The organism is Monashia sp. NPDC004114, from assembly GCF_053603855.1.
The window spans coordinates 111,243-128,319 of record NZ_JBSGGK010000012.1; the positions used below are offsets into that span (position 1 = coordinate 111,243).

The 17,077-nt window shown below is 71.4% G+C and carries 16 protein-coding genes; 9 read left to right on the forward strand and 7 right to left on the reverse strand.

Going from position 1 to position 17,077, the window contains the following annotated elements:
* Positions 1 to 64 precede the first annotated feature (64 nt).
* The gene (locus tag ACWEOW_RS16165) at positions 65 to 1,468 is read left to right on the forward strand and encodes a cation:dicarboxylate symporter family transporter (protein WP_452270241.1); all 1,404 of its coding nucleotides are present in this window, start codon (positions 65 to 67) and stop codon (positions 1,466 to 1,468) included.
* Between the two features lie 167 nt (positions 1,469 to 1,635).
* On the opposite strand, the gene ACWEOW_RS16170 is transcribed toward ACWEOW_RS16165, so the two are convergent.
* Both ACWEOW_RS16170 and ACWEOW_RS16175 read right to left on the reverse strand, forming a co-directional pair.
* Positions 1,636 to 2,277, reverse strand: a complete 642-nt coding sequence (locus tag ACWEOW_RS16170; protein ID WP_452270242.1) for a response regulator — start codon at positions 2,275 to 2,277, stop codon at positions 1,636 to 1,638.
* Positions 2,274 to 3,455, reverse strand: a complete 1,182-nt coding sequence (locus ACWEOW_RS16175) for a sensor histidine kinase (protein WP_452270243.1) — start codon at positions 3,453 to 3,455, stop codon at positions 2,274 to 2,276. The genes ACWEOW_RS16170 and ACWEOW_RS16175 overlap by 4 nt, the downstream gene beginning before the upstream one ends.
* Positions 3,456 to 3,607: 152 nt before the next feature.
* Between ACWEOW_RS16175 and ACWEOW_RS16180 the strand changes: the two genes are divergently transcribed.
* Positions 3,608 to 4,570: an SMP-30/gluconolactonase/LRE family protein gene (locus tag ACWEOW_RS16180; protein ID WP_452270244.1), complete on the forward strand. Its 963-nt coding sequence runs from the start codon at positions 3,608 to 3,610 to the stop codon at positions 4,568 to 4,570.
* A gap of 347 nt (positions 4,571 to 4,917) precedes the next feature.
* Positions 4,918 to 6,045, forward strand: coding sequence for an ankyrin repeat domain-containing protein (locus ACWEOW_RS16185; protein ID WP_452270245.1), 1,128 nt, complete (start codon positions 4,918 to 4,920; stop codon positions 6,043 to 6,045).
* Positions 6,046 to 6,056: 11 nt separating this feature from the next.
* Here ACWEOW_RS16185 and ACWEOW_RS16190 read toward each other — a convergent pair whose 3' ends face one another.
* The gene (locus ACWEOW_RS16190; protein ID WP_452270246.1) at positions 6,057 to 7,574 is read right to left on the reverse strand and encodes a PH domain-containing protein; all 1,518 of its coding nucleotides are present in this window, start codon (positions 7,572 to 7,574) and stop codon (positions 6,057 to 6,059) included.
* On the reverse strand, positions 7,571 to 8,056 hold the full coding sequence (locus ACWEOW_RS16195) for a PH domain-containing protein (RefSeq protein WP_452270247.1): 486 nt from the start codon (positions 8,054 to 8,056) through the stop codon (positions 7,571 to 7,573). Before ACWEOW_RS16195 ends, ACWEOW_RS16190 begins: the two co-directional genes overlap by 4 nt.
* A 60-nt stretch (positions 8,057 to 8,116) precedes the next feature.
* On the opposite strand from ACWEOW_RS16195, the gene ACWEOW_RS16200 reads away from it, so the two are divergent.
* Entirely contained in the window at positions 8,117 to 8,659 is a 543-nt protein-coding gene (locus ACWEOW_RS16200) for a dihydrofolate reductase family protein (RefSeq protein WP_452270248.1), read from the forward strand.
* A 187-nt stretch (positions 8,660 to 8,846) separates the two neighbouring features.
* Here the strand turns inward: ACWEOW_RS16200 and ACWEOW_RS16205 are convergent, their stop codons facing one another.
* Positions 8,847 to 10,667 (reverse strand): ABC transporter ATP-binding protein, encoded by a 1,821-nt coding sequence (locus ACWEOW_RS16205; protein ID WP_452270249.1) that lies wholly within the window; start codon positions 10,665 to 10,667, stop codon positions 8,847 to 8,849.
* Between the two features lie 84 nt (positions 10,668 to 10,751).
* Between ACWEOW_RS16205 and ACWEOW_RS16210 the strand changes: the two genes are divergently transcribed.
* The 5 genes from ACWEOW_RS16210 to ACWEOW_RS16230 all read left to right on the forward strand — a co-directional run bounded on the left by ACWEOW_RS16210 (position 10,752) and on the right by ACWEOW_RS16230 (position 14,217).
* Complete coding sequence (locus ACWEOW_RS16210) at positions 10,752 to 11,222, forward strand: MarR family winged helix-turn-helix transcriptional regulator (protein ID WP_452270250.1); 471 nt, start codon at positions 10,752 to 10,754, stop codon at positions 11,220 to 11,222.
* Position 11,223: 1 nt separating this feature from the next.
* A complete protein-coding gene (locus tag ACWEOW_RS16215; RefSeq protein ID WP_452270251.1) occupies positions 11,224 to 12,084 on the forward strand; it encodes a hypothetical protein in 861 nt (286 codons plus the stop codon).
* Between the two features lie 4 nt (positions 12,085 to 12,088).
* Positions 12,089 to 12,613, forward strand: a complete 525-nt coding sequence (locus tag ACWEOW_RS16220; protein ID WP_452270252.1) for a 2'-5' RNA ligase family protein — start codon at positions 12,089 to 12,091, stop codon at positions 12,611 to 12,613.
* Between the two features lie 135 nt (positions 12,614 to 12,748).
* Entirely contained in the window at positions 12,749 to 13,777 is a 1,029-nt protein-coding gene (locus tag ACWEOW_RS16225; RefSeq protein WP_452270253.1) for an LLM class flavin-dependent oxidoreductase, read from the forward strand.
* A 149-nt stretch (positions 13,778 to 13,926) separates the two neighbouring features.
* Positions 13,927 to 14,217, forward strand: coding sequence for a response regulator transcription factor (locus ACWEOW_RS16230; protein ID WP_452270254.1), 291 nt, complete (start codon positions 13,927 to 13,929; stop codon positions 14,215 to 14,217).
* A 68-nt stretch (positions 14,218 to 14,285) separates the two neighbouring features.
* On the opposite strand, the gene ACWEOW_RS16235 is transcribed toward ACWEOW_RS16230, so the two are convergent.
* Both ACWEOW_RS16235 and ACWEOW_RS16240 read right to left on the reverse strand, forming a co-directional pair.
* Positions 14,286 to 14,972 (reverse strand): response regulator transcription factor, encoded by a 687-nt coding sequence (locus ACWEOW_RS16235; protein ID WP_452270255.1) that lies wholly within the window; start codon positions 14,970 to 14,972, stop codon positions 14,286 to 14,288.
* Positions 14,965 to 17,058, reverse strand: coding sequence for a sensor histidine kinase (locus ACWEOW_RS16240; protein WP_452270256.1), 2,094 nt, complete (start codon positions 17,056 to 17,058; stop codon positions 14,965 to 14,967). The genes ACWEOW_RS16235 and ACWEOW_RS16240 overlap by 8 nt, the downstream gene beginning before the upstream one ends.
* Positions 17,059 to 17,077: the final 19 nt, after the last annotated feature.

The following is a 17,077-nucleotide window of genomic DNA, read 5'->3' on the forward strand; positions in this document are numbered from 1 at the left end:
CGCGACCAGGCTCGGGGCATCCACCAGCCCGGCACCGGCCCGGGCCTCGCCAACGGAGGTCACCGTGAGCCACACCGCCGACAGCGCCGTCGACGCCCAGAAGCCCCCGGCATCTGGGACTCGGCAGAAGCGCGACCGCACCCATTACCTCTACGTCGCCGTCATCGTCGCGATGGTCGCCGGCATCGTCGTCGGGGCGTTGTTTCCCGAGCTCGGCAAGAGCCTCAAGCCCCTGGGCACGGGGTTCGTCAACGTCATCAAGATGATGATCACGCCGATCATCTTCTGCACGATCGTGCTCGGCATCGGATCCGTCCGCAAGGCCGCTCAGGTCGGCAAGGTGGGCGGTCTGGCGCTCGCCTACTTCGTCACGATGTCGACCGTCGCGCTCGCGATCGGTCTCGTCGTCGGCAACATCATCAAGCCCGGCGCCGGTCTCGGCCTGACGGAGGCGACGGCTGCCGCCGGCCAGAGCGCGGCCGGCGGCGGTGCGGAGACGACCGTCGACTTCCTCCTCGGGCTCATCCCCGACACGCTCGTCTCGGCCCTCACCTCCGGCTCGGTCCTTCAGGTCCTCGTCATCGCCCTGCTCGTCGGCTTCGCGCTGCAGAAGATGGGGCCGTCCGGTGAGCCGATCCTGACGGCGGTCAAGTACCTGGAGAAGCTCGTCTTCCGGCTGATGTCGATGATCATGTGGGCCGCCCCGGTCGGCGCCTTCGGTGCCATGGCCGCGCTCGTGGGCGCGACCGGTCTCGGTTCGCTCAAGAGCCTCGGGCTGCTCATGCTCGCCTTCTATGTGACGTGCGCGATCTTCGTGTTCGGCTTCCTCGGCGCGATCCTGCGGACGGTCACGGGGATCAACGTCTTCTCCCTGCTGAAGTACCTGGGCCGCGAGTTCCTGCTCATCCTGTCGACCTCGTCGTCGGAGTCGGCCCTGCCGCGCCTCATCGCGAAGATGGAGCACCTCGGCGTGTCCCGCCCGGTCGTCGGCATCACCGTCCCGACGGGGTACTCCTTCAACCTCGACGGCACCGCGATCTACCTGACGATGGCGAGCCTGTTCATCGCCGAGGCGATGGACAAGCCGTTCACGATCGGCCAGCAGATCTCGCTCCTCGTGTTCATGATCATCGCGAGCAAGGGCGCCGCGGGGGTCAGCGGTGCCGGGCTCGCCACGCTCGCGGGTGGCCTCCAGTCGCACCGTCCAGACCTCGTGCCGGGCGTCGGCATCATCGTCGGCATCGACCGGCTCATGAGCGAGGCCCGGGCGCTGACGAACTTCGCCGGCAACGCCATCGCGACCGTGCTCATCGGCACCTGGGTCGGTGAGATCGACAAGGCCAAGGCGGATCTGGTGCTTGCCGGGCGTCTCCCCTTCGACGAGGCCGCGATGATCGACGACGACGTCGCGCCTGCGGCGCCGCTGGCCATTGAGCCGGAGCCAGAGCTCGTCGGCGCGGCCCGCTGACGACAGCGCCTTGGTGCAGCCACCTCCACCATCGCATCGGCGCGGCCTCGCGGTCGCGCCGATGCGCTGCGCGCCGTCCGCTCCACAGCCACCGGTGACGTCGCTGACGCTCTCCGGGTATGCCGTCTCGCCCCGTCGGGAGGCCCGGTCGAGTGAGCGCCGGGTCCCTACGGGCGGATGATGCGCCGCTCGATCGCGGCCGCCACGGCGCCGGCGCGAGTGTCGACGCCGAGCTTGGTGTAGATGTGCGACAGATGGGACTTGACCGTCGCCTCCGAGACCAACAGCTCGCGGGCCATCTCCCGGTTGCCGAGGCCACGTGCCAGCAGCTCCAGGACCTCGACCTCCCGCTCGGTCACGACAGGGCCCGGCGAGCCCGCGCGCCGCACGAGCGTGGCCGCGACCGAGGGCGCGAGCACCGTCTCGCCGCGGGCGGTGGAGCGGATGCCGGCGAAGAGCTGGTCGGGTGGCGCGTCCTTGAGCAGGTACCCGACGGCACCGGCGTCCAGCGCCCGCAGCACGTCGGCCTCGGTGTCGTACGTCGTCAGCACGAGGATGTCGGGCGGGTGTGGCAGCGCGCGAAGCCGCGCCGTCACCTCCGCACCGCCCACGCCGGCGCCGAGGTTGAGGTCCATGAGGACGACGTCGGGTCGCTCCTGCTGGACGACGCGCAGCGCGCCGTCGAGGTCGCTCGCCTCACCGACCACGGTCAGGTCGTCCTGCCCCTCGACGAGCGCCCGCAGGCCGGCTCGCACGACGGGGTGGTCGTCGACGAGGACGACGCGGACGGTCGCCTGCGCTGCGCTCATCGCTCACCGTCCAGCGGGAAGGCCACGGAGACCGCGGTTCCCTCGCCGGGGCTGCTCTCGACGGTGGCCCGGCCTCCCAGCCCGGTCGCCCGGTCCCGTATGCCGTCCAGCCCACGACCACGGTCGCCGCGGTCCCGAGGGTGTGCGGGATCGAAGCCCTTCCCGTCGTCGCGCACGTCGAGCAGGACCTCGTCGGGGTTGTAGGTCAGGCTGACCACGGCGCGGCTCGCACCGGAGTGCTCGACGACGTTCGCCAGCGCACCCCTCGCCGACCGGACGATGGCACCTGCGACGTCGGACGGCACTGGGACCGGGACCCCGTGCACCCGCACCTGGACGTCGATACCGTGAGTGGTCGTCTCTGCCACTCGTCGCACCGCGTCCGGCAGCGCCGAGGCAGTGTCGGCGCCGTCCGTCTCCAGCCCGGCCGGTGCCAGGCCGCGGACCACCTGGCGCACCTCCTCGAGCCCTTCCCGTGCAGCGTCGCCGGCCGTGTGCACGTGCCGCCGCGCCTCGTCGGGGCGCCGGTCCCACTCCTGCTCCGCTGCGTTGAGCAGCAGCGCGATGCTCGACAGCTCCTGCCCCACGGAGTCGTGGATCTCGCGAGACAGCCGGGTGCGCTCCGCGAGCGCGCCCGAGCGTCGTTGTGCCGCAGCGAGATCCGCCTGCGCCTCGGTGAGATCGTCGATCAGGGTCTGACGAGTTCGGGCCTCGCGCTCCAGGGCGCGGTACGACAGCACTGTGACCAGGGCAATGCCGACCGGGCCGACGAAGACCGTCGGGTCGACGTCCTCGGTGATCCGGGCCCACGCCACGCTGACGACCGCGGTCATGAGCACGACGACGCCGACGGCATACGGAAAGGGAAGTACCTGGAGCACGGCGAACGCGACGGGCACCGCCGTCCATGCGAAGGAGGGCGCGACGAGGGTCAGAGCCATCCAGAGGACGACGACGAACACCACCCAGACGGTCGGCCAGGCCGGCCGGTCCGCAACCAGGTGACGGGTGGAGTAGGCGACGCCCAGGGCTGCGGCCCCGAGGAGGATGAGCACCGCTGTGACGTCGAAGGGGTGGCGCATGAGGTACCGCGCCGCGCACGTGACGAGGAGCACGAGGAGCACGACCTGCAGCCACCGGTCGAGCCGGGCGGGAGCGAGGATGCCGACGGACTCCATGACCCGCCAGCCTAGGGACGGCAGGCGACGGCGGCATCATCCGATCGGCTAGTCAGAAGTGGACGGTTGCCCGACGCGGAAGGTCAGGGCCGCGCACGACAGTGGGAGACGACCCCGTGAATCACCCACGGCACCGACCCGAGGAGTCCCACATGAAGCGCACCATCGCCACCCTGTCCGTGCTCACCGCGGCGACCACGCTCGCCGTGCTGGCACCCGCCGCGACCGCGTCCGGCGAGGGCCGGCCGGACCGCTACGTCCTCAGTGGGGACGAGGGCGGGTCGAAGTTCGAGGGCATCGGCGCCGACGAGCGGCGTGGCGTCTTCTACGTCAGCGAGACGACCGGTGGCGAGATCCACCGCGGCATCGCGGGGGCCACGCAGACGAGCGAGTGGGTCGGCGGCGACGGCACCGACGGCCGCTGGACCGCCCGCGGCGTCACGACCGACTCCGCAGGCCGGGTGTACGTCGCCGGTGGGCCGAACGGGATCGGGCAGCCGGGCCGCCCGGACCTGTGGGTCTACTCGCCGTCCGGCGAGCTGCTCGCGGCTCTCAGAGCCCCGGGTGACAACGTCTTCCTCAACGACGTCGCGATCGGCCCGGACGGGGCGGCCTACTTCACGAACTCCAGTGCGCCGCAGGTGATCCGGGTCGCCGAAGGGGCGAACGGGTGGTCGGCGGACCTGTGGGCCGACGCGACCGGCACGATCGCACAGGCGAGCGGCTTCAACCTCGGCGGCATCGTTGTCAGCCAGGACGGCTCGGCCCTCGTCGTCGCGCAGGGGAACGTCGGGCTGCTCTGGCGTTTCGCCCTGGCCGACGGGTCCGTGACTCCGGTGGCGACCGGCTCGGCCGACCTCGTCAACGCCGACGGCCTCGTGCTCCAGGGCACCCGCCTCAGCGTGGTGCGCAACTTCTCGCGCATGCTCGCGACCCTGCAGCTCACGGCTGACGGCAGGTCGGCCGAGCTGCTCTCGCAGCGGGCGACGGACCCGGCCCGGGTGCTCACTACCGCCAAGGTGCTGCGCGGGCGGACGATGTATGTCGACAGCAAGTTCGACGAGGCCGTCGCGACGCCGCCGTACGAGGTCGTCACCGACCCGTTCGTGCCATGAGAGCCACCCATCTACGCGCCGGGGCCCCCAAACGGGGGCCGGGACCGGTGAATTGCCACCCATCTACGCGCCGGGGCCCGCAAACGGGGGCCCGGACCGGTGAATTGCCGCCCATCTACGCGCCACGGCCCCCAAACGGAGGCCCGGACCGGTGGATTGCCACCCATCTACGCGCCACGGCCCGCAAACGGAGCGCCGCCGTCGGGCTCGTCCTCGCCTTGGGCGGCGTCGTCCTGGCCGGCTGCAGCAGCCCGAGCCTCCCGTCGAGTGGGCGCCCGACCCCAGACATCACGCGCGACACCCCCTCGTCGAGTCAGCGCCCGACCCCATCCGCCACACTCGACCGGGTGAGCCCGACATCGCCCACCCCGGCCGAACAGGCGGCCCTCGACGAGGCGCTGCGCGACGCCGCCTGGGCCGACGACGTCGATCGCGCTCGGACCCTCGTGGCCCGCGGCGCCGACGTCAACGCCAAGGACGAGACGGGGCAGTCGGCCTATCTCGTCGCGACCAGCGAGGGCCACCTCGAGCTGCTGCGCCTCACGCTGTCCCACGGTGCCAGGGTCGACGACAAGGACAGCTGGAACGGCACGGGGCTGATCCGCGCCGCCGAGCGCGGGCACGCCCTCGTCGTCGGCGAGCTGCTGCGCGCCGGCATCGACCGAGACCATGTCAACCGCATCGGCTACCAGGCGATCCACGAGGCCGTCTGGCTGGGACGGGACACGACGGCATACGTCGACACGCTGCGCGTGCTCGTGGCGGGCGGGGTCGCTCTCGAGCAGCCGTCCGGCACCGAGCGGCTCACCCCGCTGCAGATGGCTCGCGAACGAAACCAACCCCGACTCGAAGGAGTGCTCGTGACGGCGACGACTGGCAAGCCCATCGCCGACCCGGACCGTGAGCTGCTCGCGGCGGCAGAGGCGGGTGACGCCGACCGGGTCGCGCTCGCGCTGCGGGCGGGAGCCGACCTCGAGGCGCGGGACGGTCGGCGGCGCACGGCGCTGCTGCTCGCGGCCACCTTCGACCGGGTCGACGCTGCCCGCGTCCTCGTCGCGATGGGCGCCGATGCCGACGCGCTCGACGACCGACACGACACCCCGTGGCTCGTCACCGGCGTCACGGGGAGCGTGGCCATGCTCGAAGCGCTGCTCCCGGCGAGGCCCGACCTCACCATCCGCAACCGCTATGGCGGCGTCTCGGTGATCCCGGCCAGCGAACGGGGGCACGTCGACTACGTTCGGCGCGTCGTGAAGACGGGGATCGACGTCAACCACGTCAACGACCTCGGCTGGACCGCACTGCTGGAGGCGGTGATCCTCGGCGACGGTGGGCAGCGGCACCAGGAGATCGTCCGCATCCTGCTGGCCGCGGGCGCCGACCCGGCCATCGCCGACAAGGACGGCGTCACCGCGCTCGAGCACGCCCGCGCCAAGGGATACGACGGGCTGGTCCGGATCCTCGAGAAGGCGTAGCCGCCTCTCGTTCAGGCGAACTCGGCCAGCAGGTCCGGGCTGATCTCCGCGATCACCGCGACCGCACGGTCGACCGGCACGTCGACGACATCGTAGTGCTGGTCGCCCGCAGCGGTCGTGGCCACGAGCGTCGCCAGGCCTGAGCGGCGCTGGAAGAACGAGCGGCGGACGGTCCAGCCGATGATCCCGTCACGGTCGAGGACCACGCGCCGCCGGTCGAGCGATCCCTCGCGCGCGACGAGGTGTCCTTCCGTCACGAGGTGCCCCAGGCCCGTGTAGCGGTCGAGACCGACCCACACCGCGGCGACGAGCAGGACCGGGCCGATGCCCACCCACAGCAGCGGCAGGTCCCACACCAGGCGGAGGAGGACGAGCAGCGCGACGACCATCGCCGCCGGCACGATGGAGCGGATGAGCCGGCGGCGCCGGGCCGCGGGTCCGTGCTGCGCGGGCGCCGCGAGGATGGCGGCCGCGTCCGGGACCACCTCGAACGCGACACCGGTGACGACACTCGCCGGTGCCGGGGGGCAGAGCCAGTCGGACCCACCGCGCTCGCGCAGCAGACCTGTCGTGACGACCTTGAGGCGGCGCGCCCCGGCCAGCCGCAGCCCCAGCGGCTCGTCGAGCCGGATGCCGCGCACCCGTCCGTGGTCGATGCTCGTCTCACGGCTCGTCAGCAGCCCACGTGTCGTGTGGAGGCTTCCCAGCCGGTTGCGGGTCAGGCGGAAGCCCCAGAAGGCGAGGATGTATGCCGTCACCGCCAGTGCCGAGACGAGCGCGAGCACGAGCACGGCGTCGATCCACCACGCGAGGCTGCGGACCCACTGGGCCCGCTCGATGATGGCCTGCCCCTCCTCGCCGAGACGTGAGAAGCCCTGCGTGATGAATCCGAGGCCGGCCGCCGCGGTCGCGATGCCCGTCATCGTCAGCGGTGCGTAGCGCACCCAGGTCGGGTCGAGGCGTACCAGCTCCTCGTCTAGGGGTGGAGGCGGCGCGTCGGCGAGCACCTCCGCGATCCCGGCATCGTCGACCGGAGGACCCGACGGCTTGGGCAGCGCGGTGACCGCCGGGTCGATGCGATGCAGCAGCTCCGCGCGAAGCCGGCGTCCCTCGTCCGCCTGGAGCGAGTCGAGGACGAGCCGGTCGCGGCGGCTGCCGCCGGTCGAGATCTCGACCTTGGCCAGCCCGAGGACCCGGTGGTGCAGCTTGGCGGTGAGGTCGACCGTGCGCACCTTGTCCAGCCGTGCGGTCGTCGTCTGCTTGGTGAGCAGGCCTCGCCGGAGCTCGATCTGGCCGTCGCCGATCCGGTAGCGAGTCGTCAGCCAGCGGAACACCCCGTAGGCGACGATGACGGGGAGCGCGAGGAGCTCCCAGCGGTCGTTGCCGTCGCTGCCGAGGCGGGCGATGAAGATCGCCAGGAGGGCGGGCAGGAGGCGCACCAGGGTCTCGAGCGGGTGGATGAGCAGCATCCGCGGGTCGAGGCGGCGCCACCCCGTCTCGTCGTCGGCAGCGGGAGCCCGGTCGGTCACGTCGCGTCGCCCTTCTCCAGGACTGCCGCGGTCGTGAGCGAGTCGACCAGCTGCTGCGCGACGGGCAGGTCGAGCCCGTGGATCTTCAGGGGGCCGGCGGCGGATGCCGTCGTGACCCGCACCGATGCGAGCCCGAAGAGCTGGGCCACCGGTCCGCGTTCCAGGTCGACGGTCTGCACCCGGGACAGTGGTGCGATGCGACGCTCCTGGTTGAGCCAGCCGGTCTGGGTGTAGATGGCGTGCTCGGTCGCCTCCCACCGGTGGACCCGGTAGCGCCAGCGCGGCATGACGATGACGTACGCCACCGCGACGACGAGCCAGACCAGGGCCACGACCAGGTGGCTCGTGCGGTCGGAGTCGTCGTCGACCAACCACCAGATGACCTGCGCGGCGACGAGGAAGAGGTTCGCGAACAGCGCCTCCACGGTCCACATCCGAACCGCCTTGGGTGAGACGAGGTGCGCCGGCTCGCGTAGTTCCACAGAGCCAACGTTGCCACACCGGGTTGACGGGAAGGCCCTGTGGCCCAAGGGTGGATGCTCATGGGCAGCATCGCAGTTCACGAGTTCATCGCACTTGACGGCGTCTACGAGGACCCGAGCTGGACCTTCGAGTTCGGCTTCGACCCGAGGATGGGTGAGACCCTCGCCGCGATCACCGGGCCGGCCAAGGCGATCCTCCTCGGCCGCCGGACCTACGAGGCGTTCGCGCCTGCCTGGTCGACCCGCACGGTCGCGGACGACCCCGGCGCTCCGTTCTTCAACGAGACCCACAAGTACGTCGTCGCGTCGCAGCAGCCCGGCGTCGAGTGGGGTCCGTCGACGACGATGCCCTACGACCCGGAGGCGATCCGCAGGCTCAAGGACGGGACCGACGGCATCATCTACGTCTCAGGCAGCGGCACCCTCGTGCGGGCGCTGCTCCGGGACGGGCTCGTCGACGACCTGCACCTGTTCGTCTACCCGGTCGCCCGCGGCACCGGGAAGCGGCTCTTCGCTGACGGCGTCGACCCGACGACCTTGTCCCTCAAGGGGTCCGACGTCTACGCCAACGGCGTCGTTCACCTCGACTACGGCCCGGCCTGAGCGGCGGTATCCGCGCCCTCTGCGTTGGTCCACGTGGTGGAGCAACGCAGATAGAGCCGGACCGGAGACATCCCGCACTCGAGCTACCCCGCTCGAGCGGGAACGCCCGCCTGACCGGCGTGCCCGGCTGACCGTCACGCGCGGCGCAGCGGCATACCCCAGCGACCGGCATACCCTGCGGGATTGGTCAGGCGGCCGGGGCGAGGTCGGCGGCGGCCAGGCGTGCGTAGCGACCGCCGCGGCCCACGAGCGCGTCGTGGTCGCCGAGCTCGACGACCCGGCCGTGGTCGAGCACCGCGATCTGGTCGGCATCGCGGACGGTCGACAGCCGGTGTGCGATCGCGATGGTGGTGCGCCCGGCCATGAGGTGGTCAAGGGCCGCTTGCAGGTCGCGCTCGGTGTCGTTGTCCAGAGCACTGGTCGCTTCGTCGAGCACGAGGACCCTCGGATTACGCAGGAGCGTGCGCGCGATGGCAAGGCGCTGCTTCTCGCCACCTGAGAAGCGATGCCCGCGGGCGCCGACGACCGTGTCGAGCCCCTCGGGCAGGCTTGCGACGAGCACCGCGACCTGGGCGGCCTCGAGCGCTCGCCACAGCTCGTCGTCGGGCGCCTCGGGGGCGGCGAGCAGGAGGTTGTCGCGGATCGACGCGTGCACGAGGTAGGTGTCCTGGCTGACGACCCCGACGATGCTGGCGAGGTCGCCGGGGTCCAGGTCGCGCAGGTCGATGCCGTCGATGGCGACCGTGCCCGAGGTGGGGTCGTGCAGGCGCGCGACCAGCCCGGCGAGGGTGGACTTGCCGGAGCCGGTCTCGCCGACGAGCGCCACGGTGCTTCCGGCCGGGACGTGGAGGGTGACGCCGTCGAGTGCGTTGACCCGTCCGTCGTGCGTGAAGGTCACGTCGTCGATCACGATCTCGCCGCGGACCGAGCGGAGGTCGATCGCGACCGGCTCGGCCGGTGGGGCGACCTCGACTGGGAGGTCGAGGTAGGCGAAGATCCGGCTGAACAGGGCCATCGAGGTGATCCACTGGGCGCCCACGTCGAGCAGACCCAGCAGCGGCCGGAAGATCGTCCCCTGCAGCGTCGTGAAGGCGATCAGCGTGCCGATCGTCATGCCGCCTGAGGTGGCCGGGAAGCCCGCGGCGAGGTAGATGAGCGCCGGGATCGCGGCGAAGACCATCTGCATCGTCGCCATCCGCCAGCGGCCGGCCAGCTGCGACCGCAGCTCGAGGTCGATGAGGTCGGTCGAGGTGGCCGAGAACCGCTCGGCGGTGGCGTCGCCGGCCCCGAGGGTCTTGACGAGGGTGGCGCCGCTGACCGTGAGGCCCTCCTCGACCTGGCTGTGCAGGTCGGCGAGGCGGCGCTGCCGCTGCGTGGTGATGTCGCGGCGCAGCAGGGCGACCCGGCGGGTCATGAGGACGGCCGGGGGGATGACGAGCAGCGACAGCAGGGACAGGCGTGGGCTGATGGCGACCATGGCGATGGCCGTGGCGATGGCCGTCGTGACGTTGCTCGCGATGGACGTTGCCGTCGAGGTGATGACCGACTGCATACCGCTGATGTCGTGGGTGAGGCGCGACTGCACCTCACCGCCGCGCGTGCGTGTGAAGAAGGCGATCGACTGGCGCTGGAGATGCCGGAAGACGTCGGTGCGCAGTCCGTGCATGACGCGCTGGCCGACGGCGGTGGTCAGCCAGGTCTGCACGACACCGAGCAGCTGGGTGACGACGGTGACGGCGAGCATGCCGCCGACGGCCAGCAGGAGCAGGCGGACGTCCTGGTGGGGCAGGGCGTCGTCGATGACGGAGCGCAACAGGAACGGCTGGGCCATCGAGATGACCGAGATGACGACGATCGTCGCGGTGACGACGGCGACGACGCCGCCGTGGGGACGGAAGAGGGCGAGGACCCGACGGATCGAGACGGGCGACTCGGCGAGCTGTGCGCGGTCGGCCGGGTCGAGGCGGGTGGGGCCGCGCCCTGCGGTGTGGTGGGGGAGCTCAGGCAAGCGTTCCCTCCTTCGCTAGGGGTGTGAGGCTTAATGAGGTTACCTCACTATGAGGTTGTGGGCAAGTGGCCGTATGCTGCTCCCATGCCGTCGCCCCCTCACCACCCCCATCGACGGGGTGGAGTCCCTGGGCAGGCAGGGGACGACGAGCCCGCCCTCGACGAGCTGCTGCTCGGTGCCGCTCGGGCGCTGCGCCGCCGCTGGGCACGGGGCCTGGGCCACGACCTTGCTCCTCACGACGCTCGTGCGCTGCGGGTCATCGGCCACGGTGGCCCGACGCGGCTCGGTGTCGTCGCCGAGCACCTCCGGATCGCGCCGCGGTCGGCCACCGACGTGGTCGACCGCCTCGAGGACCGGGGGCTGGTGCGGCGCGCCGCGGACCCGTCCGACCGCCGGGCGACGACGGTCGAGCTGACCACGGAGGGCGAGGCCGTGCTCGCCGACGTAGAGGCCGCGCGGCGCGAGGACGCGGCCGCTTTTTTCGGCGCCCTGTCCGATCGCGAGCGGGACTCTCTCGCAGCTATTCTCGGCAAACTTGATCCGAGAGAGGGATGACGTGTCTGGTGTGATCATGGTCGAGGGCCTGCCGGGGTCGGGCAAGAGCACGACCGCGCATGGCCTCGGCCTCTGGCTGGCTGCACAGGGTGTGCGAGCCCAGCACTTCGCCGAGGGCCGGGTCGACCACCCGGTCGACTTCGAGCAGGTCGCCGTGCTGACGAACGACGACCTTGTGGGGCTGCTCGGCCAGTTCCCCGCCGACGCGAGCGCCCTCATCGGCGCCGCAGAACGGTCCGGTGACGCCTGGCTGGTGCGATACGGGCGACGGCGGTCCGACCTGCCCCGAGGGCTCGTGAGCCGGCTGCGCGACCACGACGGCTACGACGGCAGCATCACGCCCGAGCTGCATACGCGGGTGCTCGCAGACAGCTGGCGACGGTTCGGTCGCGAGCCGCGCGACACCATCCAGATCTGGGAGTGCGTGCTGCTCCAGAACCCGGTCTGCGCCCTCGTGGCCCGGTTCGACCAGCCAGACCTCGTGCTGGAGCGTCACGTCCAGGCTCTCGTAGAGACGGTGTCCTCGCAGTCGCCGGCCCTGGTCTACCTCGATCCCGGCGACCCGGGCGAGATCCTCGAGCGTGCGGCTGCCGAGCGGCCGCAGGAGTGGCTGGACCGGGTGGTCGGCTACCACACGAAGCAGGGGTATGGCCTCGCCCGCGGTCTGCAGGGGTTCGAGGGATACGTCGAGTTCATGCGGCACCGGCGGCAGCTGGAGCTCGACCTGCTGTCACGGCTGGACCTGCCCACGCTCGTGGTGGAGGTCGGCGACAGTCGCTGGACCGAGCACACGCAGACGATCCAGTCGTTCGTCGGCGACCACCTGGGCATCGGCCAGCCGGAGCCTCGCGAGGTGGCCTGAGCGAATGCCTGTGCAGTCGGTCGAGGCCCTGCTCGACGCCGGCTCGGACCACCAGATCCGAGCCGAATGGGCTGCCCTCGCCGGCGCCGGCCTGCCGAGCCAGGCGAAGCAGCTCGGTGTCGCCGCGGCTCCGCACCTCACCCTCTCGGTCGCCGGGTCGGTGCCGGACTTCGTCGAGGCACGCCTTCGGGCCATCGTGCGCGGACAGCTACCCGTGCCCGTGCGGCTCGGCCCGCTCGTGGTCATGGGGTCCCGGCGCTTCGTACTGGCCCGGCTGCTCGTGCCCTGCGCTCGCCTCCTGTCGCTGCACGCGGCGATCGCCGAGGCCATGGTCGCCGCACCCGACGTCCCGGACCAGGTGCGTCCCGGTCGGTGGACCCCGCACGTCACGCTCGCCCGGGGCCTCGGCTCCCGGCAGGTCGGCGAGGCGCTGGCCGTGCTCGGCCGGACCCGGCCCATCGACGGCCAGATCGAGTCGGTGCGCCGGTGGAACCCCGTCTCCGAGCGCGCCTGGAACCTCGGCGCCTGACCCGCCCACTCAGGGGTCGGGGTCGGATGGCATACCCCCGTCTGGTCGAGTGGGCGCTTCGTAACACGCGTGACCTGTGGGACGACGCGCTCACTCGACGAAGGGGTGGGGAGGCGGCATACCTACGATGGGCCCATGAGCCTCGAACTCGGCCTGGACACCTTCGGTGACATCGCGAACGGGCCGGACGGGCAGCCGCTCCATCCGGCCGTCGTCATCCGGGAGGTCCTGGCCGAAGGAGAGCTCGCCGACCGGCTCGGGCTCGACTTCATCGGGATCGGCGAGCACCACCGGGACGACTACGCCGTCAGCGCCCCCGACGTCCTGCTCGCGGGGCTCGCCGCCCGCACCGAGCGGATCCGCCTTGGCACCTCCGTCACGGTGCTCAGCTCGGATGACCCCATCCGGGTGTTCCAGCGTTTCTCGACGGTCGACGCGATCTCGCACAGCCGGGCCGAGATCACCGTGGGCCGCGGCTCGTTCGTCGAGTCCTTTCCGCTCTTCGGGCTCGACCTCAACGACTACGAGCTGCTCTTCGAGGAGAAGCTCGACCTGCTCGCGGCCGTGGTCGCCGAGAAACCCATCGCGTGGCAGGGCTCGATCCGTCCGCCGGTCCAGGTCGACCGGGTCATGCCCGCAACCGAGTCGGGCCGCCTGCCCGTGTGGGTCGGCGTCGGGGGCACGCCGCAGTCCGTGGTGCGGGCCGCCCACTACGGCTTCCCGGTGGTGATCGCAATCATCGGCGGCTCGGCCCGGCAGTTCGTGCCGCTCGCCGACCTGTACCGGCGGGCGCTGAAGGAGATGGGCCGGCCCGAGCTGCCCGTCGGTGTGCACTCGCCCGGCTATGTGGCCGCCACCGACGACCAGGCCCGCGACGAGTTCCTCCCGCACTTCGTGCCGTACATGAACAAGATCGGCCGCGAGCGGCGCTGGGCTCCGATGACCAAGGAGCAGGCGCTGGCGCAGGTCGGACCCGACGGTGCGGTCTACTGCGGGTCGCCCGAGACCGTCGCACAGAAGATTGCGGAAACCGTTGGCCTGCTGGGTGTTTCACGGTTCCAGCTGAAGTACTCCATGGGGACGCTTCCGCATGAGCAGCGCCTGGAGTGCATCAGGCTCTACGCCGAGGAGGTCGTCCCGCACGTGCGCGAGCTCATCGCCTGAGCGCGGGCACGACGACAACCGCGCGCCTCCGTGGAGACCACCCACATCAGTGCTGATGTGCCTGTTGGACGCTCCCCGACCTGAGGCCAGTGATGAATATCGAGATCGCAACCACGGAGCCGACCACCGGGGCGAGCACAGCTGCGGCGATGAGTGCCCAGCCCCCACTCCACGACGGCCGCGCCAGAAGCTCGCGAGGGATCACTGATCTCTCTGAGGCCGAGTGGCGAGTGGTCGCCCTGTTGGCCGCCGGACACGACACCAAGGGTGCCGCGCACGAGCTGGGGGTGAGCCCGTACACGGTGCGAAACCAGGTCGCCTCGGCCCTGGTCAAGATGGCTGTTCGCACGCGAACGGCCTTGGTGGCACGGGCGATCGTTAGCCGAGGCCTGACGCTCTCGTGGCCGCCGGCGCGAACGCCGCCGGAGACGGATGCCTGACCGCCGAGGTCGAGCATGACCCTTCCTGACCGGGCGGGCAGGTCGGGTCCCGGCTGATGCCCGGGCCATCAGGGAGCGTTGATCGAGCCATGCTCCGCGTCGAGGAAGGCGAGGACGGCGGCGACGCGGCGATGCACCGGTGCCTCGGAGAGGCCGAGCTTGGTGAAGATCGCGTTGACGTGCTTCTCGACCGTCGAGGACGACAGGTGCAGCGCTTGCTCGATGCCGGCGTTGGTGCGGCCCAGCGCCATCTCGCGGAGCACGTCGAGCTCGCGTGGTGACAGCCCGGCGAGAGGGCTGGTGACCCCCTGGCTGCGGCGGCGCACCAGGGCGTCGACGATCTGCGGGTCGACGACCGACCCGCCCGCGCACACCTCGCGCAGGGCATGGACGAGGTCCTCCAGGTCACCGACCCGGTCCTTGAGCAGGTAGCCGACGCCCGCGGACCCGTGCGCGAAGAGGGCCAGGGCGTAGCTCTCGTCGGTGTGCTGCGAGAGCACGACGACACCGGTCGACGGGTATGCCGCCCGGACGGCGTGCGCTGCCTCGATCCCTTCCATCTGGTGGGTCGGCGGCATCCGGATGTCGGTCAGCACGGCGTCCGGCGCGAGCCGCCGCACGGCGTCGAGCAGCTCGGTCGCAGTGCCGACGCACGCCAGGACCGTGACCTCACCGGAGTCCTCGAGCAGGCGGCGCACGCCCTCCCGGACGAGGTAGTTGTCCTCGGCGATGACCACTCGCAGCGGCTCAGGCATTCGCCGGCTCCGGCGTCGGCGACTCCGTCACCGTCTCGGGCTCGATCGGCAGGTCGACGACGATCTGTGTGCCGCGTCCCGGCGCGCTGGACACGTGGAGGTGGCCGTGGACGGCGGCGACGCGGTCGCGGATGTTCGCGAGCCCGGCATGGGCATCGATTCCAGCGCCGGGGTCGAAGCCCATACCGTCGTCCGAGACCATGACCCGAAGCCTAGTCTCGTTGCGGCTCAAGGCGACTCGCACCCGGGACGCGTTGGCATGCTTGGCGACGTTCGAGAGCGCCTCGCGGATGGTGTAGAACGCGACGGTCTCGACGTCGGGGTCGAACCTCCGCGAGCGCAGCTCGTCGTCGGCCTCGATGGTGAGCGGCACCGGGAAGCGGGTCGTGCGGGACTCGATCGCAGCCACCAGCCCGCTGTCGCTGAGGACCTGCGGGTGTATGCCGTGTGCCAGCTCCCGCAGGTCCGCAAGCGTCTCGCGCGCCTGGTCCTGCAGCTCGGACAGCTCCTCACGGCGAAGCGTGCCACGGTCGAGCCGGTTACGGGCGAGGCGCAGGCTGGCGATGAGCGCGACGACGTTCTGCTGGATGCCGTCGTGAAGGTCGCGCTCGATGCGCCGTCGCTCGGCGTCCTGGGCGGTGATGAGGCGCACCCGGGACGCGGTCAGCTCGTCGAGCTGGTCGGCGAGCTGGGCCGTGAGGTGGACGTTGGAGACGGCCGTCGTGGCCTGCCGTGCCACGGTGCCGAGGAGGGTGAGCTCGGCGAGGCTGTAGTCGCCGTGACGCCCCGGGCCGACCTCGATGCGGCCGAGCCGCGCGTCGCCCTGCGTGAGGTCGTGCACCACGACGGGGTCGCCCGTCGTCTCGCCCGCGACTCCGAGGGACGAGTCGGTCACCTCACCGTCGGAGCCGACGAGCCGGATCCTGACCCAGGTCGCGTCGAGCCCGTCGCGCAGCGACTGCGCCAGCCTGGTCAGCACCTCGTCGAGCTCGACGGCCTGCTCGAGCCGCGCCCCGAGCTCGCTGAGCAGTGCGAGGTGGTGGTCGCGGTCACCGAAGACCGCGCGGTGGATGGCCCGCTCGAGCCACCCGCGCACGGGGAGCAGGGCCACGGCCAGGACCGCCGACAACAGCGCCGCGCTGACCGCTGTGAGCTTGTCGCTGATCAGCACCACCGGCGCGGCCACCGCGATGCCGTACAGGACGGTGATGAGCACGGTCGACGAACGCACGACGGCGCGGCCCCGGTCCGCGAGGGCGATGTCGAAGGCGCCGTAGCGCAGGATGCCGTGGATGCAGGCAGCGGGCAGCATGAAGAGGCCGACGAAGACCGCGACCTGGCTGATCCAGCCGAGTGGCCCGTCGTCCAGCCCGAGTTCCGGCACCTTCTCCCACATGCCGAAGGAGCCGAGCGCGAACGTGGCCGCCCAGGCCAGGAGCCTGAGCTGGGCCCGGGTCTTGGGAGGGCCGAAGAAGGCCCTGCTGTACAGCACGCCGATGCCCAGGACGAGCGCCGGGGCGGCCTGGACGAGGAGTGCGTCGACGACCGGCGCCGCCCATTCGAGTGCGGGGACGGCATACGGGTTCGGGATGGTCGCCTGGACGCCGATGTACTGCGTCATGACGACCTGCGGGGTCGTCAGCAGCGTCAGCGGCGCGACCAGCGCCTGGAGCCAGAGCAGTCGGCAGGCGACGCGCTGCCACGTGTGCTCGAGCACGCCGTTGGGGAAGGTCGCGATCATGAGCAGGAAGCCGATGGTGGCCAGGGCGTCGGAGGTCAGGCCGATCGAGTTGAGCAGCGGGAAGCCGCTCCAGGTGAGCACGTCGGGGTTGCGCTCGACCGCCGTCTCGTATGCCGCACTGACCGCCATCGCGGTCGCCCCGAGCGCGACGTAGACCGCGACGCGCGACGAGGTCGCTGTGAGCAGCCAGAGGCCGAAGGCGTAGAGGGGCAGTACGCCGACGAGCGGCCAGCCCAGTCCCGCTCCGGGGAGCGGGCCGATGTCGACGAACCCGCGCACGACGAAGACATAGAGCAGCGACGCGGTGCCGACGACACCGAGCGTCACCAACCAGCCTCGCCTCACGAGCACACTTCATGATCGG